Origin of the sequence: Pusillimonas noertemannii, assembly GCF_003096595.1 — a bacterium.
GTDB lineage: Bacteria > Pseudomonadota > Gammaproteobacteria > Burkholderiales > Burkholderiaceae_B > Pusillimonas > Pusillimonas noertemannii.
The window spans coordinates 245,722-267,200 of record NZ_QEKO01000004.1; the positions used below are offsets into that span (position 1 = coordinate 245,722).

Below are 21,479 nucleotides of genomic sequence, written 5' to 3' on the forward strand. Positions count from 1 at the left end.
ACTCCGTGCAAGCCTTGCGGAGCTTGACGTTGACGATATTGGCTGAACATCGCCCTAACGAGAGCAGGCCAGGGCGATATGCGCCAGCGCCTCTTCCACCCGATCGATCAGGATCAGGCACAGGTCTCCCGGCCGCAGGCGGGCGAGCGCGGTGTCGATGGCAAGGAATTCTCCGTTGATCTCGTCGATATGCCGGGTACGTTCGGCTCCGGCCAAGCCCCGGCGCAGCAAGGCAATGACCTCGCCGTCCTTGCGGCCGCGCTGGCAGGCGTCCTGATAAAGAACAGCTTCATCGAACGCCTGGCCCAGAATTTCCGTCTGCCGGCGGATATCCTCGTCGCGCCGGTCGCCCGGCGCGCTAATGACAACGGAGCGGCGTACCGCCGGCATCGCCTCGACCGCCCGCACCAACGCCCCGATGGCATCCGGATTGTGGCCATAGTCGACGATCAGGGTAGCGCCCTTGTACTCGAACACATTGAAACGTCCTGGCGCGGTCGCGGCGTCGCTGATGAAACCCTCCAGAGCCTGCTCGATGACTTCCCAGGACAGACCCAGCGCCCAGCCGGCGGCCATGGCGGCCATGGCGTTGTCGACCTGGAAACTGATGAGGCCGCCATGAGTCAGCGGAATCCGGCTGAATGGGATGGCGTGCTTCCGACCGCCTTCCTGGCAGATCACAGCGCCCGATTCGGCATACACGACGCGCCGGTTCTGGGCGCGATGCGTGGCCAGAACCGGATTGGATTTATCGCGCGCGAAGAAGATGACGTCGCCGGGACAGTGGCTGGCCATGGCGGCAACCACCGGGTCGGCCGCATTGAGCACAGCGGTGCCGCCCGGTGCTACGTTCTCGACAATGACGCGCTTGACCACGGCCAGTTCATTGACCGTGGTGATGTAGTTCAGGCCAAGGTGGTCGCCCTGGCCAATGTTGGTCACGACGGCCACATCGCACATGTCGAACCCGAGTCCCTCGCGCAGCACGCCGCCGCGCGCCGTCTCCAGCACGGCCGCGTCCACGTCCGGATGCATCAGCACATTGCGGGCGCTGCGCGGGCCCGAACAGTCTCCGGTGTCGATGCGACTGCCCTGCACGTAGATGCCATCGGTGCTGGTCAGGCCCACGCGCCTGCCGCCGGCCTCGAGGATGCGGGCGATCAGGCGGCTGGTCGTGGTCTTGCCGTTGGTGCCGGCGATGGCGACGAGCGGGATGCGGCCATTGTCGGGCGCACCGTCGGGGCCGCTGCGGAACATCATGTCGATAATGGCCTCGCCCACCGCCCTGCCCTTGCCGAAGGAAGGATCGAGATGCATGCGCAGGCCCGGCGCCGCATTGACCTCGACGATGCCGCCCTGCCCGTCCAGCGGGCGCAGGATTGTTTCACACACCACGTCGATACCCGCGATATCCAGGCCTACCGTCTGGGCTGCGGCGATGGCGGCTGCCGCCAGCTCGGGGTGCACGTCGTCGGTCACGTCGGTGGCGGTACCGCCCGTGGACAGATTGGCATTGTCGCGCAACACGACTCGCGCGCCCAGCTGCGGCACAGAGTCGGCGCTATAGCCTTGTTCGGCCAGCCGCCCTTGGGCGACCTCGTCGAATCGGATCTTGGTCAGTGAGGTGGAATGCCCGTCGGAGCGACGCGGGTCGCTGTTGACGATCTCAACCAGCTGGCGGACCGTATGCGTGCCATCACCCACGATCGTCGGCGGATCGCGCCGGGCGGCCGCAACCAGTTTGTTGTTCACGACCAGAAGGCGCCAGTCGTGACCGGGCAGGTATTGCTCGACGAGTACCTCGTCAAAAAGGCCGGCGGCGTGCCTGTATGCCTGGCGCACCCGCTCTTCACTGCCCAGGTTCACCGAGATGCCCTTGCCCTGGTTGCCATTCTGCGGCTTGACGACGACCGGCATGCCGACCTCTTGCGCCGCTCGCCAGGCATCGTCCTCGTCTTCAACCGGCCGGCCCGCCGGCACCGGCACGCCGGCCGCGCGCAGCAGGTTCTTGGTCAGCTCTTTGTCCTGGGCAATGGCTTCGGCTATGGCGCTGGTAAAGCTGGTTTCCGCGGCCTGGATGCGCTTTTGCCTGCTGCCCCAGCCGAACTGCACCAGGCTGCCCTGCGTAAGACGGCGGACCGGAATGCCGCGCGCCATCGCCGCCGAAACGATGGAAGCGGTGGAAGGACCGAGCCGAATGTCTTCATCGAGCTCGCGCAGCTCTTCGAGAGCGCCGGCGAGGTCGAAAGGCGTGTCGTCCAGCGCCGCCTGGCACAGCTTGCGGGCGTGCTCGAACGCCAGCCGCCCGACCTGCTCTTCGGTGTACTCCACGATCACCTGATAGACGCCTTCCTCGACGGTCCGGGCCGTTCGGCTGAAGCTGACGGGACAGCCGGCCTGGGCCTGCAGGCCCAGCGCAGCGAACTCCAAAACGTGCGCCAGAGAAACGGGGTCGAGCGCGGCGTGGGGCACAAGATGCCCCACATCGGGAAAACGTTCGCGCAAACGGGCCTCGAAGCCGGGAAGCCGCTCGATGGAGCACTCGGCGTCCCGGCAGGTGACGACGGCCTGGATGGCGGTGCGCCGGCTCCACAGATTGGGGCCGCGCAGCGCGCGGATATGGGAAACGTCCATGACGCCTAGTCCTCTATCCCGTTTTTCTGGTCAATGTTGTCAAAGGGCTTGTCAAACGTGGGCGACGGCCGGCTCGGGCAGTTCAAGGCCATAGGTCTTGACCGCGGTGCCGATTACTTCCTGCGTCAGGCCAAGTGCCCAGCCCGCGGCCACCGCAGCCAGCACGGCGGCGATGTCCCCTGGTCGCCCGGGCCGGCCGATCAGCGGCACGTCGTCCACGAGGCACAAGCTGCTTTCCCGCCTGCCGGTGGACAGCGCAATGCACCCGCCGGCAAGAAACACGCCGTGCCCGCCGCTTTCAAGGTGAGCCTCCAGCGTGGCGTTGCGCCGGTCGAGTGCGAAGAAGATCACCTTGCCGTCGCACAGCCCGGCCAGCCCGGCAACCCGCTCGTCTTCGGCATTGAGCACGGCATGGCCCGAGGGAAGCACGACGTCGACCTGGCTGCGGTAGATGGCGCGCGGGGTCGTATAGTATTCGCTGCCGTCAGGCTGGACATCCCAGCGCGACAGGTCCTCGGCCTGCGGCAGAATATTGGTGACGACGCCCACTGAACAGCGGTCGTAGGCAAGGCCTTCGCCCAATATCAGTTCGGCGCTGCTTTCGATAACGGCTGCCTCGACAGCTCGGTTGAGCAGAAGGCGACGGCCATCCGCCCAATTGACCGCGCCGCCATCATGCACCTGCCGGCGGCCGAGAAACAATCCGTCGGCGCAGGCCAGGCCGGCATGCCGGCCGGCCAGATACAGCATATGTGCGACCAGGCGGGCCACTGGGGTGCGCCCTTCGGTGCCGCTGACGCCGACCAGCGGTATGCGGCCGCTTTCATGCGGCGCGAAAAGATTGGCCACGATCGCCTCGCCCACCGGCCGCGTCTTGCCTTCGCCCGGCTTGATGTGCATGAGCAGGCCGGGGCCGGCGTTGACCTCCACAATGGCCCCGCCCTGGCCAGACAGCGGCTTGCCGATGTCGTCGCAAACCAGGTCGATGCCGGCGATGTCCAGGCCCACGACGCGTGCCGCCAGCGCGGCGGCTTCCGCGGTATCCGGATGGACCTCGTCCGTGCAATCGAAAGCGTGGTTGGCATTGCGCTGTATCAGCACCACCCTGCCCCGGGCCGGCACGGAATCTGCATGCAAGCCCTGGCGTTCGAGCTCGATGCCCGCGGCGGTGTCTATGCGGACGACGGACAAGGGATGCAGTTCGGTCAGTCCGCGCCGCGGATCGCTATTGATCTGCCTGTCGATCAGGGCCTGGACAGTGTGCCGCCCATCGCCGGTAACCGTGATGAAGTCGCTGCGATTGGCGGCGACCAATCGGCCTCCGACGATCAGCAAGCGATGCTCGGTGCCCGAAATAGAGCGCTCCACCAATACGCCGGAGCCTTCTTCAACGGCGATGGCATAGGCCCTGGCTACTTCTTCCTCGCCTTTCAGGTCGATGAACACGCCGCGCCCATGGTTGCCGTCGACAGGCTTGACCACCACCGGAAAGCCGATGTCATGGGCCGCCTCGATAGCATCTGTTGCGCTGTTTACCTCGCGGCCCTCGGGCACCGGCACGCCGAGCGCGCCGATGAGCTCCTTGGTCAGGTTCTTGTCGCGGGAAATGGCTTCGGCGATGGCGCTGGTGTGGTCGGTTTCAGCCGTCCAGATCCGGCGCATGGCCGAACCATGCCCCAATTGCACGAGGTTGCCGTCTTCAAGCAGGCGGATGTGGGGAATCGCGCGCTCTTCGGCGGCGGCAACGATTGCCGCCGTCGACGGACCCAGGTATTTGCGGTCCACCATGCGGCGCAGGGGCTTCAACGCATCGGAAAGGCTGAACGGTTCGTCATGGATGGCGGCCAGCAGCACTTCCCGGCCGGTGGCCAGGGCCAGTCGGCAGCATTCGTCGTGGAAATTGCTGACCACCATCTTGTAGACGCCCCGCTCGGTGGTTTCGCGCGTACGGCCGAAGCCGTCGGGCAAGCCGGCCAGCGCCATCAGCTCGATGACAATGTGCTCGAGAATATGCCCGGCCCAGGTGCCTTCGCGAACGCGTCTCAGAAAGCCGCCCCGCTCGTCGTAGTTGCAGCGATGCTCGATCAGCGAAGGCATCCATGCCGACAGCCGCTCGTAGAGCCCGGGGATGCGATTGGACGGGAAATCTTCCAGTTCACCAATGTCGATCCAGGTTTCGATCGAAGGCGGATAGGTCCAGATGCTGGGACCGCGCAGCGAAATCGTGTTTCGAAAAACAACGTCGAACTTCTTCATGTTGGCTGGATCCGATGACCCCTGAAACCTGTGTATGGTGCGGGTTTGCACATTATCTGCGCTTTTTTCACCAAGCAGATATCGAGTGAAAAGAAAAAATTGATACTTTTTATTACAAAAAACAGATCCTACAAAAAACGGTCGAGCAGCTTCCTGCTGTGGCGGTCTAGCCCGGCCATGTCGCGCACCAGGAAATTGAGGCCATGGGCGTCGGCGATCAACAGCCGCGTGCGGCTCAGGCGACGGATGTCCTCTTCGCCCTTCAGCCTCAGCTCGGCCGGGCCACGATCGGTCAGCACCCGCCAGGTGCTGGGGCAGACAAAGCTCGACACCTCGAGGATGCGTTCAATGGCGGGCATGAACTCGCGGGATGCCAATTCCTCCTCGACCAGCACACGAACAGGCTCGGGCAGGCCGGACAGCTGTTGCGCCCATCCCACCTCGTGCCCCTCGGCGCTGACCAGGGAAATGCCTTCGTCCGGCGCGGCAATGGGAAACGAACGCACCGGTATGACGCCGACATGGCGCTCGCCGCTCGAGGTCGTCAGGATGAGCCGGCCGAAGGCATCGCGCCGCAAGTCAAAAGAATCAGCCGTCATGATCGTATCGGCGCCGGTCCGGCAGGCATCGAACCCGCTGAGCCGTCTCCGCTCTCGTCTGCATCGTCATCTTCGTCCTGGGCCGTACGCGCCTGCGCCATGAAGAGGTTGTAATAGTGCCCTTGCGCGGCCATCAGGCTGTCGTGGCCGCCGATCTCGACGACCCGGCCGCGGTCCATGACCACCAGCCTGTCCGCCTTGCGCAGCGTCGAAAGGCGGTGGGCGATGGCGATGGTGGTGCGCCCCTTTACCAGATTGTCCAGCGCCCTCTGGATCTCGTTCTCGGTCTCGGTGTCGACGGCCGAGGTCGCCTCGTCCAGAATCAGTATCCGCGGATCGATCAGCAGCGCCCGGGCGATTGAAATGCGCTGGCGCTCTCCGCCCGACAAGCCCTGGCCCCGCTCCCCGACCAGAGAGTCGTAGCCCAGCGGCAGGCGCAGGATGAATTCATGCGCATGGGCAGCGCGTGCCGCGGCGATGATCTCGGCCCGCGTGGCCTCGGGCTTGCCGTAGGCGATGTTGTCGGCGACGGTTCCAAAAAACAGGAACGGGTCCTGCAGCACCAGGCCGATGTGCCGGCGATATTCAGCGACCGGCACCGAGCGCACGTCGACGCCATCGATCAGTACCTTCCCTTCGCTCGCATCGTAGAAGCGGCAGATCAGATTGACCAGGGTCGACTTGCCTGATCCCGAATGTCCCACCAGGCCGATCATCTCCCCTGGCTGCACGGCCAGGCTCACATCTTTGATGACGGAACGGGTGCCATAGCGGAAATTCGTCCGCTGCAACTCGATGCGGCCCACGACCTTCTCCAGGTGCACCGGCTTGGCCGGTTCGGGCACGCTGGAGACGTGGTCAAGGATGTCGAAGATGCGCTTGGTCGAGGAGGCCGCCCGCTGCGTCGCCGACACAATGCGGCTCATGGAATCCAGGCGCGTATAGAAGCGGCCTATATAGGCAAGGAAGGCGGTCAGCACCCCTACGGAAGATTCGCCGCGGGCAATCTGCCAGATGCCGAATACCCAGACGACGAGCAGGCCCATCTCGGTCAACAGGGTCACCGTCGGCGTGAACAACGACCAAGTGCGGTTCAGCTTGTCGTTCATCGCCAGGTTGTGCTCGTTCGCCGCGCGAAAACGTTCGGCCTCGCGCTTTTCCTGGGCAAAGGCCTTGACCACGCGTATGCCCGGTATGGTGTCGGCCAATACATTGGTCACTTCGGCCCAGACGCGGTCGATCTTCTCGAAACCCGTACGCAGCCGCTCGCGCACCAGGTGGATCAGCCAGGCAATAATGGGCAGCGGCAAAAGCGTGACCAGGGCCAGCCACGGATTGATCGAGAACAATATCACCGAGGTCATGGCGATCATGAGCACATCGGTGGCGAAATTGAGCAGGTCGAGCGACAGGAAAATATTGATCCGGTCGGTTTCATTGCCCAGGCGCGCCATCAGGTCTCCGGTGCGCTTGCCCCCGAAGTATTGAAGCGACAGGCCCAGCAGGTGCTCATAGGTACAGGTGCGCAAGTCGCGGCCGATACGCTCGGAAACGGCCGCCAGGACATAGGTTCGCAGCCAGCCAAGCACCCAGGCAAGTACCGCCGCGCCCAGCAGGCCGCCCAGATACATGCCAACCAGCCGCCAATCGATGGGCACGCCGTTCTGAAAGGGAATCAACACCCGGTCCATCAGCGGCATGGTCAGGTAAGGTGGCACCAGCGTCGCGGCGGTCGACCCCAGCGTCAGCGCGAACCCCGCAAGCAGCCTGCCCCGATAGGGTCGTGCGAAACGCCAGAGACGCAACAGCGTCAAGGTCGAAGGCGCTTCTTCGGCTGCGCCCGCGCACGCGGGGCATTCGTCCTGGGCCGGCGGCAGCGGCGCCTGGCACCGGGGGCAGGCCTCTTGGGTCGATCGTTGCCCATCGGCCGCGGTTTCATTGCCCAGGCCCTCGCGGCATGCGTTGAATTCGGCGATGACGCCCAGCGCCGCGCTATTGCGTTGCAGCGTGTAGCGCCAGCAGGCAAGCCGCCGCTCGGCATCGAACAGTTCCAGCCGGCCGACGCCGGCATGGTCGAGGTGCTCCAGGCGCAGTCCCTGCTGCAGCGGCCAGCTTTGCCACGATGCGCTGCGCAGATCGAGGGCCAGCAGACGGCGGTCGGTAACGGCGATGAGCCCGTCGGCAAAGTGCAAACGCTCGTCGAGGTCGGTTTCCAGGCAGGCCCGCAGCCGTTCGCCGGGCAGCAAGGCAGAGGCCAGTTGGGCGGCAAAGCGCGGCGACGCGGCGGACGCAGGGACGCCGGCGGTATCCGTCGAAAGCGGTGCAGCGGTCATCACGCGAAAGTCACCTAAGTATCCCTGGGCCCGTGGGGCAGTCGGGCGCAAAGCGGCCCATACGACGTGCATGGACACACAATCTTCGCACGGCGAGGTAGATTACGCCGATTTCGGGACTTTGGGAGGAAAGCCGCCCCTCTGTGGGGCCGGAGCAACACAAACACAGCGTGCCTGGGCGAACTCTGAAACCCGGGGCGACGCCCTGAAGGACCTGGGCTTCGAAGCCTTAGGGCACCATCGCGTAAGCCACGACCTCGAGCTTCATGCCCGGCACCACCAGTGCCGCCACGCCCACGCTTGCGCGGTTGGGATAAGGCGCGCAGAAGAACTCGCGATACACCGCATCGATGACGGGCATGTCGGCCACGTCGGTCATGTAGATCAGCACCTGGGTCACATCGTCGAGCGTGCCGCCCGCGGCCTGCACGGCCCGCTGCAGATTGCCGAAGGTCTGGCGGGCCTGTTGCTCGACAGGCCCCGTATCGATACTTCCGTCCGGCCGCACCGGGCCATGGACAGTGAACAGCATGTTGCCGCTGGCCTTGGTGGCCCAGGAAAACGGCTGGTCAAGGGATGGCAACCCGACGTCGACTACTTGCCTCATCATGTTCTCCGAACAGGGGTGAATGAAAGCGATGAAAACAGTGCCCAGGTGGCGTCGCCCAACCGTGTGCCGGGGCGGGCCAGATCGAGAATGACGTCGAAGTGATTGCGGCCGGGCGCTTCGAGGCAGGGCTGATGCTGGGCGCCCACCTCTTTCAGTGCCTTGGCGAACTCCCTGCCCTGGCGTTTGAATTCAGAGGTTTCGATTTCGCCCCAGCAGACGACGGTGGGCGGAAACCCTTCAAGACAAAGCAATTGAGGGCTGACCGCAAGCGCGCCGGCCGGATCGAGCGACAAGGCCTCATTGATGCTGGTGCCGACAAGCGGCTGCAAATCGTAGATTCCGGAAACCAGCACGGCGGCCGCCGGCACGCCATTGGGCAGGTCGGTTGTGCCGTTCCAGCCGCGCAGGCAACACATGGCGGCCAGGTGGGCGCCCGCCGAGCTGCCTGCAACGACGATGCGTTGCGGATCGAAACCCAGCTCTTTGGCATGCCGATGCAGCCAGCGCAAGGCGCGGCGGCACTCAAGCGCGATGTCATGCACCGATGCTTGCGGCGCCAGCGTGTAGTCGATAGCCGCAAATGCCGCGCCGGCCCCGGTACAGTCGGGCGCGGCGAACAAAGAGCTGGCCCTGGAAAGCTCTTGCCAGTAGCCGCCATGGATGAACAGCAGCAGCGGCGGAGGTTGCCCCGTGTGTGTGGGTGCGGGCAGGAACAGATCGAGCCGATGCGCCGCGCCGTCGCCATAAGAAAGCTCGAGATGCCTTGTCGCGCCTTGCCGCGCGGCAGCACTGCGCCACGCGTACTCGTCCAAGTGGGGCGCATAGTTTCCGCCTATGCACGAACTGGGCGAATACTCGCGCTCACGCTCTTCGAGAGGCAGCGTACCGCCTGAAGCCGGCCTCATAGCGCGGTTCGGACTGTCCATATTTCGGGGAACAGCACGATGTCCAGCATCTTCTTGAGATAGCTGACGCCCCCCGTTCCGCCGGTGCCCCGCTTGAAGCCGATGATGCGCTCGACCGTGGTGACATGGCGGAAGCGCCAGAGGCGGAAGGCGTCTTCGATGTCGGCGAGCTTTTCGCCAAGCTGGTAAAGATCCCAGTAGGCATGCGGCTCGCGATAGATCGCCAGCCAGGCCGCCTCGACTTCGGGGCTGGCGGCATAGGGCTGCGTCCAGTCGCGCTCGAGGTGGTCGGCAGGAATGGAAAGCCCGTGCCGCGCAAGCATCCGCAGCGATTCGTCGTACAGCGAGGGCGCGCGGTATGCCTGCTCGACCCGGGCGAGCAGATCGGGCCGGTGCGCATGCGGCTTGAGCATGGCCGCATTCTTGTTGCCCAGGGCGAACTCGATGCAACGATACTGCGCGCTCTGGAAACCGCTGGAACTGGCCAGATAGGGCCGCATGGCCGAATATTCGGGCGGGGTCATCGTGGACAGCACCGTCCAGGCGCTGACCAGTTGCTCCATGATGCGCGAAACGCGCGCCAGCATCTTGAAGCTGTCGGCGTATTGGTCTGCCGCCACGGCCTTCGTGGCGGCGGCCAGCTCGTGCAGCATCAGCTTCATCCATAGCTCGCTGGTCTGGTGCTGGATGATGAACAGCATTTCATCGTGAGCGGGCGAAAGCGGATGCTGGGCGCCCAGTACTTCATCGAGGTGCAGGTAGTCGCCATAGCTCATCGACTGGCTGAAATCGAGCTGCGCCTTTTCTTCGGCCACGATGCGCTCTGTCTCGCCGGCCCCCTCGCCGGCGGAAGTTCGTGAAGTATTCATTTGTCTTCCTCCAGTATGGTAATGATGGCATCGGCCACGTATTGGACATTGTCGCGCGACAGGCCCGACATGCACATGCGGCCTGATTTGACCAGATATACGCCATGCTGTTCACGCAGCCCGTCGACCTGCGCCTCGGTAAGGCCTGTGTAGCTGAACATGCCGCGCTGGCTCAACAGGAATCCGAAGTCGCGCCGTTCGCCGAAATGGGCATGCAAGGCCTGGTGCAGCCGCGCACGCATGTCCTTGATGCGTGCGCGCATGTCCGCCAGATCGGCGTCCCAGCTGGCGGCCAGCTCGGGCGACTGCAATACATGCTGGACAAGGCGCGCGCCCTGCGCGGGGGGCGACGAATAATTGCGGCGCACCGTGGCCTTAAGTTGGCCCAGCACATTATCGGCCGTGGCCGGATCCGTACACACCACGCTCAGGCTGCCCACACGCTCGCCGTACAGCGAAAAATTCTTGGAGAAGGAATTGGCGACGAAGGCCTGGGCGCCAGCGTCGACCAGCGCCCGCACCGCCCAGGCGTCTTCGTCGAGACCGTCGCCAAAGCCCTGGTAAGCCATGTCCACGAAGGGAATCAGGCCGCGCTCGACGATGACGGGAATCAAGGCGCCCCACTGCTGGCGCGACAGGTCGAGGCCGGTTGGGTTGTGGCAACTGGCATGCAGCAGCACCACGCTGCCCGAAGGCAGGCCGCGTATCGTCTCCAGCATCCGGTCGAAACACAGGGTTCCGCTAGAGGCATCGTAGTAGGGATAGCCATGCGTGCGGAAGCCCGCGCCCTCGAATATGGCCAGGTGGTTATCCCAGGTGGGATCGCTGATCCACACTTCGGCCTGGGGGAAATAACGCTTGATGAAATCGGCCCCCACCTTCAGCGCGCCCGAGCCGCCGGGAGTCTGCACGGTGGCAATGCGCCCCGCACGCACAGCCTCGTGCCCGGCGCCGAACACCAGGTTCTGTACCAACTGGCGATAGGTAGCCAGGCCCTCCATCGGAAGATAGCCACAGGGCTCCACGTTCGCGGCCAGGAATTGAGCCGCCTGACGCACCGAGTCCAGTACGGGCAGGCGCCCGGCCTCGTCAAAATACAGGCCGATGCTGAGACTGACTTTCTCGGGGCGCGCATCGCGCTGGAATGACTCCATCAGCGACAGGATGGGGTCGCCCGGATAGGCGGGCACATGGGTGAACAGGGACATGGTCTGGAACTTTATCGTCAAATGGCATTAAATTTATGCAAACAAGTTTATATATTCAAGCGAGTTGTACCAAGGCGTTTTTTCATCAAGCATAATTTGGTCCATAATCAACCAGGTAAAGGAATATTTATGCAAACCGATCTGGACGAAATCGACTACAGGCTGCTGGAAGAACTGCAGCGAAACGCCAGGCTCACCACCGGCGAACTGGCGCAAAGGGTGGGCATATCGCAGTCGCCCTGCTGGCGCCGGATCCGGCGCATGGAAGAATCGGGGCTGATCTCGGGCTATCATGCGCGGCTCGACCGCCGCGGCCTCGGCTACGGGGTCGTGGCCTTCGTCAGCATCAGCGTCGATTTCCAGAATGAAGCGCGCTCTGTGGAATTTGCCGAGGCGGTGCGCGCCATCCCCGAAGTCGTGATGTTCCATGGCATAGCGGGCGCGGCCGACTTCCTGCTGATGGTGGTTGCCCGAGACCTCGACAGCTATTCCGAACTGCTGCAGCGCAAATTGCATCGGCTGCCCGGCGTCCGGCAGGCCCACACCAGTTTTTCGCTGCAGGAATTCAAGGGCCTGGACGAGCTTCCGATTCCGGCGGCGACGCGATAGGGGTTTCCTCTATTGCTGTCCGGCAAGCTCGCTCTTAGACTTGATCAAAAATCACTTTTTTAACTTGCCTGCCAGCATCCATTTCCCAGAGCCCAATTGAAAAATCCCGACGCCTCCCGTACAAGCGATCCGCTCGAGGCCTTTCAACCCATCGTCCGGCAATCCGTCAATGAAGCGGTGTACCAGGCCCTGAGCAACAAGCTCATGCATGGCGAATATCGCGCGGGCCAGGTGCTTGGAATCCAGTATCTGGCCGACGCCCTGGGCACCAGCACCATGCCCGTGCGCGAGGCCCTGCGGCGCCTGGTGGCGCAGCAAGGCCTCGAGCCCCTGCCCAACGGCACCACGCGCGTGCCGCTCATCACCGAAGCGCGCCTGCACGACATACGCCGCGCCCGCGTGCTGATAGAAGGCATGGTCACCGAATGGGCCGGCCCCCACCTTGGCCCAAAGGCGCTGGCCCAGCTTGAACAGCTGGCGCGTGAAATCACCCAGGCGCGCCGCACGCCCAAAGGCATTGCCAGCAGTCTCGAAAAGAACCGCCTCTTTCATTTCACCATCTATGGCGCAGCGCAGTCGCCCGTCATGCTTGCCCTGATCGAAAGCCTGTGGCTGCAGTCGGGCGCCTACCTGCGTGAAACCCGCGAACTGCTGCACACGAAAGAACAGCCGGCCGACCAGTTGCATGAATCCACGGTAAAAGCGCTGCGCGCCGGCGATTTTGGCAAGGCGCGCCAATACATCCAGGAAGACGTCTCCTGGGTGTTCGACCGCCTTGACCTGGCCAATTGAATCTTCCGATCAATCATCAAGTTCATTACCCCATGCTTACAAAACATCGCTCCAAAATGGTTACCGAGGGTGCCACCCGCACGCCTCACCGCGCCTTTCTTCGCGCCACCGGCCTAGACGATGACGACCTGGCCAAGTCCATGGTGGCCATCATCGGCACCGCCGGCGACAACACGCCCTGTTCCAAATCGCTGGGCCCCCAGGCCGACAGCGCGCGGCTGGGGGTTGCCGAGGGCGGCGGCGTACCCGTCATGATGAACACCATTTCCGTGTCCGACGGCACGTCGATGAACCACGACGGCATGCGCATGAGCCTGATCTCGCGCGAGCTGATCGCCGACAGCATGGAAGTGGCGGTGCGCGGCCATGCATACGACGCATTGATAGGCCTGGGCGGCTGCGACAAGACGCTGCCCGGCACCATGATGGCCATGGTCCGCCTCAACGTGCCTTCGGTCTTCATCTACGGCGGCTCCATGCTGCCCGGCTACTCGCCCGACGGCACCGAAAACACCGTGCTCACCGCCATCGAAGGCGTGGGCCGCTACCAGACCGGCGCCATTTCGCTGGAGCAGTTGCACGGCATCGAGCATACATGCGCCATGACGGTGGGCTCTTGCCCGGGCCAGTTCACCGCCAACACCATGGGCATGGTGGCAGAGGCCCTGGGCCTGTCGTTCCTGGGCTCTTCGACCATGCCGGCGGTGTACAGCCAGCGCCACGCGCTGGCCCGCCGCGCCGGGCGCCGCGTCATGGAGATCCTGGCCAAGGGCGGGCCCCTGCCGCGCGACCTCATCACCCGCAAAAGCCTCGAGAATGCCGCCGCCGCGGTGGCCGCCACGGGCGGCTCCACCAATGTGGCCCTGCACATTCCCGCCATCGCCCACGAGGCGGGCATCCGCTTTACCATGGACGACCTGGCCGAGGTGTTCAACCGCACCCCATTGATCGCCGACCTGCAGCCCGGCGGACGCTATCTGGCCCGCGACCTCGACATCATCGGCGGAGCGCCGGTGGTGTTCAACTCGCTATTGAAAAGCGGCCACCTGCACGGCGACGCGCTGACCATCACCGGCGAAACCCTGGCCGACGCATTGGCGCGCTTTCCCGGCGCCGACGGACGCATCGTGCGCGAGACCGCGCAGCCCATACACGCCTCGGGCGGCCTCGTGGTCCTGAAAGGCAATCTGTGTCCCGATGGAGCACTGCTCAAGATCGCGGGCCTGAAGTCCCTTTCTTTCGACGGCCGCGCGCGTGTTTTCGAAACCGAGGAAGACTGCATGAGCGTGGTGTCGCAGCAAGCCTACGATGCCGGCGATGTACTGCTCATACGCAATGAAGGCCCCAAGGGGGGCCCCGGCATGCGCGAGATGCTCAGCGTCACGGCCGCCATCTACGGCCAGGGCAATGGCGAGAAAGTCGCGCTGCTTACCGACGGCCGTTTTTCAGGGGCGACGCGCGGCATGTGCATCGGCTACGCCAGCCCCGAGGCGGCCGCGGGCGGGCCGATCGGGCTGGTGCGCGACGGCGACCGCATCACCATAGACGCAGCGCGCGGCAGCATACAGCTGCACGTCTCCGACGAAGAGCTGGCCGCGCGCAAAGCGCAATGGAAGCCCTATGCCCGCGAGCGCCTGGCCGGCGCACTCGAAAAATATGCACGCCTGGTCGGCTCTACCCACGAAGGCGCAGTCACGCACTCGGGTGCGGCCGAGTGGCCTCTTGAAACCAACAAGGACGCTTGAAATGAAACTTGGATTTTGCGGTCTTGGGCTGATGGGCGCCGCCATGGTGCGGCGTCTTCTAGCGGCAGGCCATGAAGTAAAAGTATGGAACCGCTCGGCGGCAAAGGCCCAGCCGCTGGCCGCCCTGGGCGCCCAGGTGGTGGCGCATCCGCGCGAAGCCGCCCAGGACGTCGATGGCGTACTGGTATGCCTGTTCGATTCAAAGGCGGTTGAAGCCGTTGTATTCGGCCCCGAAGGCGTGGCGCAGGCGAGCGGGCTGAAGTGGCTGGCGGACCACTCCAGCATCGACCCTGAGGCCACCCGACTCATGGCGGCCCGCCTGGCAGAGGCCAATGGCGCCGACTGGATCGACGCCCCGGTCTCGGGAGGCGTGCCCGGCGTAGAAGCCGGCACCCTGGCCATCATGGCGGGCGGCAACGAAGCCCATATTCCGCAAGCATCGCTGGCCATGCGCGCCTATGCGGGCAACATCACGCACATGGGGCCCTCGGGCACCGGCCAGGCCACCAAGCTGTGCAACCAGACCCTGGTGGCCGCCGCCGTCGTGGCGCTGGCCGAGGCCATCGGTTTCGCCGAGCGCAACGGCATCGACGTGCGCAAGCTCGCGCCCGCGCTGGCGGGCGGCTGGGCCGACTCGAAACCCCTGCAGATATTCGCCCCGCGCATGATCGACCCTTCCCCCAGCAGCATCGGCGCGCTGTCCACCATGCTCAAGGACGTGGACACGGTCATCGCCAATGCCCGGCAAAGCGGCGCACCCATGCCCGTAACGGCCAGCGTGCAGCAGATGCTTCGCCTGGCCGACGCACTGGGCCTGGCACAGGCCGAACTCTCCTCCGTGGTCAGCGTGGTGCTGCCCCGGCAGCGCGACGCCTTCCTGCGTCAGGTCGACGGTTAGGCGCAATGCAGCTCTGTGCCAACCTCAGCTGGCTTTATCGGCATCTCGACTGGAGCAAGCGCTTCGAGGCAGCGACGCGCGACGACTTCCGCGGCGTGGAAATTCTGCTGCCCTACGATCATCCACCCGCCTGGTATGCCAGGCTCCTGCACGATGCGGAGCAATCGCTCGTCCTCATCAACACCCCCATCGGCCCAGGCCGGGGGCGCCTGGGCTGGGCGGCCATCCCCGGCGCCCAGGCGCAATTCCAGCAGGCGTTCGACCAGGCCCGCTCCGTTGCGCAGGCGACCGGCTGTCGCCGCATCCACGTCATGGCCGGAGACATAAGCGGCATGGCTCGCGAAGCCTGCATGGACGCTCTGCGCCGCAACCTCGGCCATGCGCTGGCGCTGGCCGAAAGCGACGACCTGGTGCTGACGCTTGAAGCGCTCAACCGCGGCGATGCCCCAGGCTATTTCTATCACCTGCCCGAACAGGCCATAGAAGTGCTGAACCTGTTCGACTCACCACGCCTGCGATTGCAATTCGACTATTACCACTGTGTCAAAGAGGGCCTCGACGTGCCCTCGACCGTGGCCGCAAGCGGCCCCTGGATCGGCCACGTGCAGATTGCGGGCGCCGAGGGCCGGCACGAACCCGACCTGGGCCTGCACGGCCTGCTGGAAGGCGTGTCGGCCCTGCCGGGCCTGGGCTACGACAGCTGGCTGGGTTGCGAATACCAGCCCCGCGGCATGCCTGCGGACAATCTTGCCTGGTGCCAGCCCCTGCGCGACTGCGGGGTGCTGCAATGAAGAACGTGCTGCTTACGGGCGCCAATGGCTATATTGGCCAGGCTCTGGCCCGCGTCCTGGCGTCCCGCCTGGCAACGGGCGGCCTGCAAAGCCTGACGCTTGCCGATCACGCATTCGAACATCATGCCTTTCATGGCGCACCCGGCGTGCACTTGGTCGCAGGAGACCTGTGCGACAAGACCGTGCTTGCGGAAGCCACGTCAAGCACGCCCGATACCGTTTTTCATCTGGCCTCCATTACCAGCCGGCGCGCCGAAGAAGATTTTTCGCTGGGCTTGCGTGTCAACCTGCAGTGCACCCTTGCCCTGTTTGAACATTTGCGGCGGCAGGGGCAATGCCCCGTCATGGTGTTCAGCAGCAGCATCGGCGTATACGGCGCGCCCCTGCCCGACCAGGTTAATGACGACACTGCGCCCGCGCCCACGCTCAGCTACGGCACGCAAAAACGCATGATGGAGCTGCTGCTTGCCGACTACAGCCGCCGCGGCTGGCTCGACGGCCGCGCCGTCCGCCTGCCCACTGTGGTGGCTCGGCCGGCCACCGCCGACACCGCCCTTTCATCGTTCGCCAGCATGCTCATCCGCGCGCTCGCCGAAGGAAGCCCTTGGGACTGCCCCATAGGGCCCGACGGCTGGATGTGGCTGCTTTCGCTGCCCGCCTGCACCCAACACCTGATGCAGGCAGCCACAGTCGAAAGCAGCCGCCTTCCTGAAGGCCGGGCATGGAACCTTCCTGCCCAGCGCATCCAGGTGTCGGAACTGATAACCGCCATGCGCTCGCGCTACGGCCCGTCGGCCGACGCGGGGCTGAGCTTCCAGCTCAAGCCGGCGCTTCAGCAACAGTTTGCACAGTGGCCTCCCCTTGTCACTACAATCGCCGACCGCCTGGGCATGTGCCACGACGGCGACATCGTCACCCTGATTGAAAGGGCGCTTGCATCATGACGCCCTGCTTTTGCTGTCCCTCTACCACCAAAGAAAGGAACTTCCCATGAAGAACCCCTGGATTTCTCGCCTGCTGGGTGTCGCCCTGACCACCCTCGCCATAGCGGCCGGCCCCGCCAAAGCCGCCGACAAGCCCGTCGAACTGACTTTCTCCGCCTGGATTCCCCATACGCATATCCTGGTTTCCAACTTCATGATGCCTTGGGCGAAAGAAGTCGAGAAAGCCACCGAGGGCCGCGTCAAGATCAACTTCCTCACAAAACCCGTCACCAACCCCGTGGGGCATCTTGACGCGGTGCGCAACGGCGTGGTCGACCTGGCGTTCATTTCGTACTCTTACTACCCCGGCCGCTTCGACCTGATGAAGTTCGCCGTCCTGCCCTTCTCGGGCAACACGGCAGAGTCGACCTCCGTTGCCGCATGGCGCACCTACGACAAGTACCTGCAGGGCGCCAACGAGCATCGCGGCATCAAGCTTCTGGGCATATACGGCCACGGGCCGGGCGGCGTCTACACCACCGAAAAAGAAGTGAAGACCATCGAAGACTTCGATGGCCTGAAACTGCGCATCGGCGGCGGCATACAGGCCGACCTGGCCAAGGCCCTGAATGTCAACGCGGTGGTCAAGCCCGCGCCCGAATCCTACGAATTGCTAAGCACCGGGGTCGTGGACGGCGTGCTCTTCCCGCCCGAGTCCATCGCCTCTTTCCGCCTCGACACAGTCGTCAAGCACGCCACGGTATTCCCCGGCGGGCTTTATGCCGACGTGCACGGCATCATCATGAACCAGGGCGCGTTCGACCGCCTTTCCGAGGGTGACCGCAAGATACTGCTCAGCCTGTCTGGAGAGCACATCGCCCGCATGGGCGGCAAGGCCTGGGGCGATGCCGACGTGGCCGCCATGAAGACGCTGAAGGAGCACAGCGTGGCCATCCACCAGGCCAGCCCCGAGCTCATCGCCGCCGTGAAGGAACGCACGGCGCAGTTCGAGCAGGCCTGGCTGGAAGCCGCCAAGGCCAAGGGCATCGACGGGCCGGCTGCGCTTGCGGATTTCCGTGCCAACCTCAAAGAGCTGGAAAGCGGCAGCTGATTTCCATCTACCGACTTCCGCAGATCCACGGCGCGCCCGCCGCGCCGCCACCGCCACGAAGCCATAAATCATGAAACCCATATTCTCCCTGCTGATTGCCGGCCTGCGCCGCCTGACCGAGCTATGCATGGCCGCCCTGGCCCTGCTGACGCTCGCCGACGTGCTGGGCCGCTATGTCTTCAATGTGTCGGTGATGGGTTCGGTCGAGCTTACCGAGATACTCATGGTCGGAGTCATCTTCTGCGGCATCGTACTGGCCACAATGAAACGCGAGCACGTCGTGGTCGACCTGCTGCCGCTTCCCTTCGGAGAAATGGGCGCGCGGGTCGCCAACACCGCCACGCACCTGCTGGCCGCCGGGATCAGCGCCCTGCTGGCCGTGGTCAGCTGGAGCCAGGCCGAATCGGCCCTGGAATATGGCGACCAAACCACCATGCTGGGGCTGCCGCTGGCTCCGGTCGTTTACTTCATGAGCATCATGCTGTTTATCAATACCGCAGTGCAACTGGGCCTGCTGTACAAAGACTTGCACAGGGAGACCGCCCATGACTGAAGCGCTGATCGGCTTCGCGGCCATGCTGGCCCTGATCTTCCTGCGCGTGCCGGTGGCGTTCTCCATGGCCCTGGTGGGCTTTGTAGGCGTCGGAATCATGCGCAATTGGCCGTCGGCCTATGCAATGACCGGAGCGGTCGTCCGTGAAAGCGGATTCCAGTACCTGCTTTCGGTGTTGCCGCTGTTCATCCTGATGGGCAACTTCATCACTCGCGCGCGACTGTCCAAAGAACTCTATACCGCCGCCTATGCCTTTCTGGGCCATCGCAAGGGAGGCCTGGCCATGTCCACCGTCGTGGCCTGCGGCGGCTTCGGCGCGGTATGCGGCTCGAGCCTTGCCACCGCCGCGACCATGTCCAAGGTGGCCTATCCCGAGATGCGCAGGCTGGGATACAGCCGCGAACTGGCATCGGGGTCCATCGCCGCGGGCGGCACGCTGGGCATACTCATCCCGCCCTCGGTGGTGATGGTTGTCTACGCCATCCTTACCGAGCAGAGCATAGGCAAGATGTTTGCCGCAGGCATCCTGCCGGGCATCCTGGCCGTCGGCTGCTATCTGCTTGCGGTCCGATGGACGATATGGCGCAAGCCGGAATCCGGCCCGCCCGGCGAGCGCATGGGCTGGCCGGAACGGTTGGGCGCACTGCGCGACGTATGGGGCGTACTGGCGCTTTTCGCACTGGTCATGGGGGGCATCTACGGCGGGGTATTCAGCTCTACCGAGGCGGCGGGCATCGGCGCTTGCGGCGCCTTCCTGTTCGCCCTGCTGCGCCGCCGGCTGACCTGGCAGGTGCTCTCCGAGGTGCTGGTGGAATCGGCCCGCACCACCGGCATGCTGTTCATGGTGCTGATCGGCGCACTGCTGTTCGCCAGCTTCATCAACTTCACCTCGTTGCCAGGCGATCTGCAAGACTGGGTACAGCGCTTCAACATCGACCCGATGATCGTGATATTACTGATCTGCGCGATATACATCGTTCTCGGCGCCGTGCTGGAAAGCATGTCGATGGTGCTGCTTACGGTGCCCATCTTCTATCCCCTGGTGCAGCATCTGGGCTTCGACCTGATCTGGTTCGGGATCATCGTGGTGGTGGTCACCGAGATCAGCTTCATCACGCCGCCCGTGGGCATGAACGTGATGGTGCTTAAAAGCCTTTTGCCCGATGTATCAATGACCACGCTGTACCGGGGCGTCATCCCATTCGTGGTGGCCGACATCGTTCGCCTGGCCGTGCTGCTGGCGTTTCCGGTGATATCACTGCTTCTGCCCAGATACCTGGGCTAGGGATCCTCAACACTACGGGACGGCTGCGGCCGTCCAAGAGATATGCAACATGATCGTCGACCATAGAACCTACATCATACGCACGGGCCTGATGCGCGATTTTCTGGCGCTCTACGCCGCCGAAGGCCTGGCCGTGCAGACCGAGCACCTGGGCACGCCACTGGGCTACTACACCACCGAAGTCGGTGAGCTGAATCAGGTGGTGCACCTATGGGCCTACACCGACATGGCCGACCGGCAGCGCCGCCGCGCCGCGCTCGAGGCCGACCCCCGCTGGCTTGCCTACCGGCGCAAGGCCGCCGCGGCCGGCCAGGTATTGCGCCAGAGCAACGCCATTCTTCAACAGGTGGATTTCACCGCTTTCGCATCCAAGCCATGACGAGCACCCACAAGATTCTCCAGGCGGGCCCGCTGCCGCCGCCCCTGGCCAGCAAGCTGCCTGCCCTGTGCCCCGTCGAGATACTCAGCGACAAGCCCGATCCCGCCGCCTTTCTGCAGCGGCAAGGCAATGAATTCACCGTGCTGGTCACCACCGGAACACAGGGCGCCACTCGCGGCCTTATCGACGCGCTGCCCAATCTGCAGGCAATCTGCAGCCTGGGCGTGGGCTACGACGCCATCGACATGGACGCCGTCCGGGCCCGCGGGCTGATGCTCAGCAACACGCCGGACGTCCTCAACGACTGCGTGGCCGACCTGGCCATGGGCCTGCTCATCGACGCGGTGCGCGGCCTCTCGGCCTCCGATCGCCACGTGCGGCGCGGCGACTGGCCCCGGGTCGGCCCCACCAGCCCAAGCACCCGGGTAAGCGGCAAGCGCCTGGGCATGCTGGGCATGGGCCGAATCGGCCAGGTCATAGCTCGTCGCGCCACCGGTTTCGACATGGACATCCGCTATCACACGCGCAGCCCGAAACCTCAGTTGCCATGGCAGCACGAACCCTCGCTGATCGCCCTGGCGCAATGGTGCGACTTCCTGATCGTGGCCTGCCCCGGCAGCCCCGAGACCTTCCATCTGGTTTCCGCCGACGTGCTGAAGGCCCTGGGGCCGCAAGGGTATCTGGTCAATATTTCACGCGGCACGGTGGTCGACGAAGAAGCCCTGGTTGCGGCCCTTGAGAATGGCGAGCTGGCCGGCGCGGGCCTTGACGTGTTCGAACACGAGCCCGAAGTACCCGCCGCGCTGATCGCCAACGAACATGTCGTGCTTCTGCCCCATGTCGGCAGCGCAACCCGCGAAACCCGGGCGGCCATGTGCGGCCTGGTGCTGGACAATATTCGCGCTTTTCTGGCCGACGGACGCTTGGTCACACCGGTCGGACCCTGACCCGCATTCCACAGTGCCATAGGGCCCGGAGG

19 protein-coding genes are annotated in these 21,479 nt (G+C 64.5%); 11 read left to right on the top strand and 8 right to left on the bottom strand.

What is annotated here, in order from left to right; all coding sequences use genetic code 11:
• Positions 1–54 precede the first annotated feature (54 nt).
• From cphA to C7440_RS14485, 8 genes are all read right to left on the bottom strand, one after another.
• Positions 55–2,634 carry a cyanophycin synthetase gene (cphA, locus tag C7440_RS14450; protein ID WP_116519025.1) on the bottom strand — a complete coding sequence of 860 codons (2,580 nt, stop codon included), beginning with the start codon at positions 2,632–2,634 and terminating at the stop codon, positions 55–57.
• A gap of 51 nt (positions 2,635–2,685) precedes the next feature.
• On the bottom strand, positions 2,686–4,890 hold the full coding sequence (locus C7440_RS14455) for a cyanophycin synthetase (RefSeq protein WP_017523288.1): 2,205 nt from the start codon (positions 4,888–4,890) through the stop codon (positions 2,686–2,688).
• Between the two features lie 128 nt (positions 4,891–5,018).
• Positions 5,019–5,489: a cyanophycin metabolism-associated DUF1854 family protein gene (locus tag C7440_RS14460; protein WP_017523287.1), complete on the bottom strand. Its 471-nt coding sequence runs from the start codon at positions 5,487–5,489 to the stop codon at positions 5,019–5,021.
• Positions 5,486–7,822 carry a cyanophycin metabolism-associated ABC transporter gene (locus C7440_RS14465; protein WP_116519026.1) on the bottom strand — a complete coding sequence of 779 codons (2,337 nt, stop codon included), beginning with the start codon at positions 7,820–7,822 and terminating at the stop codon, positions 5,486–5,488. Before C7440_RS14465 ends, C7440_RS14460 begins: the two co-directional genes overlap by 4 nt.
• Positions 7,823–8,051: 229 nt before the next feature.
• Positions 8,052–8,429 (bottom strand): RidA family protein, encoded by a 378-nt coding sequence (locus tag C7440_RS14470; RefSeq protein ID WP_017523285.1) that lies wholly within the window; start codon positions 8,427–8,429, stop codon positions 8,052–8,054.
• Positions 8,429–9,337, bottom strand: coding sequence for an alpha/beta hydrolase (locus tag C7440_RS14475; RefSeq protein ID WP_017523284.1), 909 nt, complete (start codon positions 9,335–9,337; stop codon positions 8,429–8,431). Before C7440_RS14475 ends, C7440_RS14470 begins: the two co-directional genes overlap by 1 nt.
• The gene (gene kynA / locus C7440_RS14480) at positions 9,334–10,206 is read right to left on the bottom strand and encodes a tryptophan 2,3-dioxygenase (protein WP_017523283.1); all 873 of its coding nucleotides are present in this window, start codon (positions 10,204–10,206) and stop codon (positions 9,334–9,336) included. The genes C7440_RS14475 and kynA overlap by 4 nt, the downstream gene beginning before the upstream one ends.
• Positions 10,203–11,408 carry an amino acid aminotransferase gene (locus tag C7440_RS14485; RefSeq protein WP_179944004.1) on the bottom strand — a complete coding sequence of 402 codons (1,206 nt, stop codon included), beginning with the start codon at positions 11,406–11,408 and terminating at the stop codon, positions 10,203–10,205. Before C7440_RS14485 ends, kynA begins: the two co-directional genes overlap by 4 nt.
• A 135-nt stretch (positions 11,409–11,543) precedes the next feature.
• Between C7440_RS14485 and C7440_RS14490 the strand changes: the two genes are divergently transcribed.
• From C7440_RS14490 to C7440_RS14540, 11 genes are all read left to right on the top strand, one after another.
• A complete protein-coding gene (locus C7440_RS14490) occupies positions 11,544–12,023 on the top strand; it encodes an Lrp/AsnC family transcriptional regulator (protein WP_017523281.1) in 480 nt (159 codons plus the stop codon).
• Between the two features lie 96 nt (positions 12,024–12,119).
• Positions 12,120–12,815 (top strand): GntR family transcriptional regulator, encoded by a 696-nt coding sequence (locus tag C7440_RS14495; RefSeq protein WP_017523280.1) that lies wholly within the window; start codon positions 12,120–12,122, stop codon positions 12,813–12,815.
• A gap of 32 nt (positions 12,816–12,847) precedes the next feature.
• Positions 12,848–14,560: a dihydroxy-acid dehydratase gene (gene ilvD, locus C7440_RS14500; protein WP_017523279.1), complete on the top strand. Its 1,713-nt coding sequence runs from the start codon at positions 12,848–12,850 to the stop codon at positions 14,558–14,560.
• Position 14,561: 1 nt separating this feature from the next.
• Positions 14,562–15,458, top strand: a complete 897-nt coding sequence (locus C7440_RS14505) for an NAD(P)-dependent oxidoreductase (RefSeq protein WP_026067701.1) — start codon at positions 14,562–14,564, stop codon at positions 15,456–15,458.
• A 5-nt stretch (positions 15,459–15,463) separates the two neighbouring features.
• Positions 15,464–16,249: a hydroxypyruvate isomerase family protein gene (locus C7440_RS14510; RefSeq protein ID WP_017523277.1), complete on the top strand. Its 786-nt coding sequence runs from the start codon at positions 15,464–15,466 to the stop codon at positions 16,247–16,249.
• Positions 16,246–17,193: an NAD-dependent epimerase/dehydratase family protein gene (locus C7440_RS14515; RefSeq protein ID WP_017523276.1), complete on the top strand. Its 948-nt coding sequence runs from the start codon at positions 16,246–16,248 to the stop codon at positions 17,191–17,193. Before C7440_RS14510 ends, C7440_RS14515 begins: the two co-directional genes overlap by 4 nt.
• A 46-nt stretch (positions 17,194–17,239) precedes the next feature.
• Entirely contained in the window at positions 17,240–18,283 is a 1,044-nt protein-coding gene (locus C7440_RS14520; protein WP_017523275.1) for a TRAP transporter substrate-binding protein, read from the top strand.
• A 70-nt stretch (positions 18,284–18,353) separates the two neighbouring features.
• Positions 18,354–18,836, top strand: coding sequence for a TRAP transporter small permease (locus C7440_RS14525; RefSeq protein WP_017523274.1), 483 nt, complete (start codon positions 18,354–18,356; stop codon positions 18,834–18,836).
• Positions 18,829–20,121 carry a TRAP transporter large permease gene (locus C7440_RS14530; RefSeq protein WP_017523273.1) on the top strand — a complete coding sequence of 431 codons (1,293 nt, stop codon included), beginning with the start codon at positions 18,829–18,831 and terminating at the stop codon, positions 20,119–20,121. Before C7440_RS14525 ends, C7440_RS14530 begins: the two co-directional genes overlap by 8 nt.
• Positions 20,122–20,170: 49 nt before the next feature.
• Positions 20,171–20,500 (top strand): NIPSNAP family protein, encoded by a 330-nt coding sequence (locus C7440_RS14535; protein WP_017523272.1) that lies wholly within the window; start codon positions 20,171–20,173, stop codon positions 20,498–20,500.
• On the top strand, positions 20,497–21,447 hold the full coding sequence (locus tag C7440_RS14540; protein ID WP_017523271.1) for a 2-hydroxyacid dehydrogenase: 951 nt from the start codon (positions 20,497–20,499) through the stop codon (positions 21,445–21,447). The genes C7440_RS14535 and C7440_RS14540 overlap by 4 nt, the downstream gene beginning before the upstream one ends.
• Positions 21,448–21,479 lie beyond the last annotated feature (32 nt).

Bases quoted from the DNA above. Each gene is read 5' to 3' on its own strand.
- C7440_RS14455 (WP_017523288.1), bottom strand. From the start codon at position 4,890: ATGAAGAAGTTCGACGTTGTTTTTCGAAACACGATTTCGCTGCGCGGT.
- C7440_RS14535 (WP_017523272.1), top strand. From the start codon at position 20,171: ATGATCGTCGACCATAGAACCTACATCATACGCACGGGCCTGATGCGC.
- C7440_RS14460 (WP_017523287.1), bottom strand. From the start codon at position 5,489: ATGACGGCTGATTCTTTTGACTTGCGGCGCGATGCCTTCGGCCGGCTC.
- C7440_RS14525 (WP_017523274.1), top strand. From the start codon at position 18,354: ATGAAACCCATATTCTCCCTGCTGATTGCCGGCCTGCGCCGCCTGACC.
- C7440_RS14505 (WP_026067701.1), top strand. From the start codon at position 14,562: ATGAAACTTGGATTTTGCGGTCTTGGGCTGATGGGCGCCGCCATGGTG.
- kynA (WP_017523283.1), bottom strand. From the start codon at position 10,206: ATGAATACTTCACGAACTTCCGCCGGCGAGGGGGCCGGCGAGACAGAG.
- C7440_RS14530 (WP_017523273.1), top strand. From the start codon at position 18,829: ATGACTGAAGCGCTGATCGGCTTCGCGGCCATGCTGGCCCTGATCTTC.
- C7440_RS14520 (WP_017523275.1), top strand. From the start codon at position 17,240: ATGAAGAACCCCTGGATTTCTCGCCTGCTGGGTGTCGCCCTGACCACC.
- C7440_RS14470 (WP_017523285.1), bottom strand. From the start codon at position 8,429: ATGAGGCAAGTAGTCGACGTCGGGTTGCCATCCCTTGACCAGCCGTTT.
- C7440_RS14475 (WP_017523284.1), bottom strand. From the start codon at position 9,337: ATGAGGCCGGCTTCAGGCGGTACGCTGCCTCTCGAAGAGCGTGAGCGC.
- C7440_RS14465 (WP_116519026.1), bottom strand. From the start codon at position 7,822: ATGACCGCTGCACCGCTTTCGACGGATACCGCCGGCGTCCCTGCGTCC.
- C7440_RS14540 (WP_017523271.1), top strand. From the start codon at position 20,497: ATGACGAGCACCCACAAGATTCTCCAGGCGGGCCCGCTGCCGCCGCCC.
- cphA (WP_116519025.1), bottom strand. From the start codon at position 2,634: ATGGACGTTTCCCATATCCGCGCGCTGCGCGGCCCCAATCTGTGGAGC.
- C7440_RS14510 (WP_017523277.1), top strand. From the start codon at position 15,464: ATGCAGCTCTGTGCCAACCTCAGCTGGCTTTATCGGCATCTCGACTGG.
- C7440_RS14490 (WP_017523281.1), top strand. From the start codon at position 11,544: ATGCAAACCGATCTGGACGAAATCGACTACAGGCTGCTGGAAGAACTG.
- C7440_RS14515 (WP_017523276.1), top strand. From the start codon at position 16,246: ATGAAGAACGTGCTGCTTACGGGCGCCAATGGCTATATTGGCCAGGCT.
- ilvD (WP_017523279.1), top strand. From the start codon at position 12,848: ATGCTTACAAAACATCGCTCCAAAATGGTTACCGAGGGTGCCACCCGC.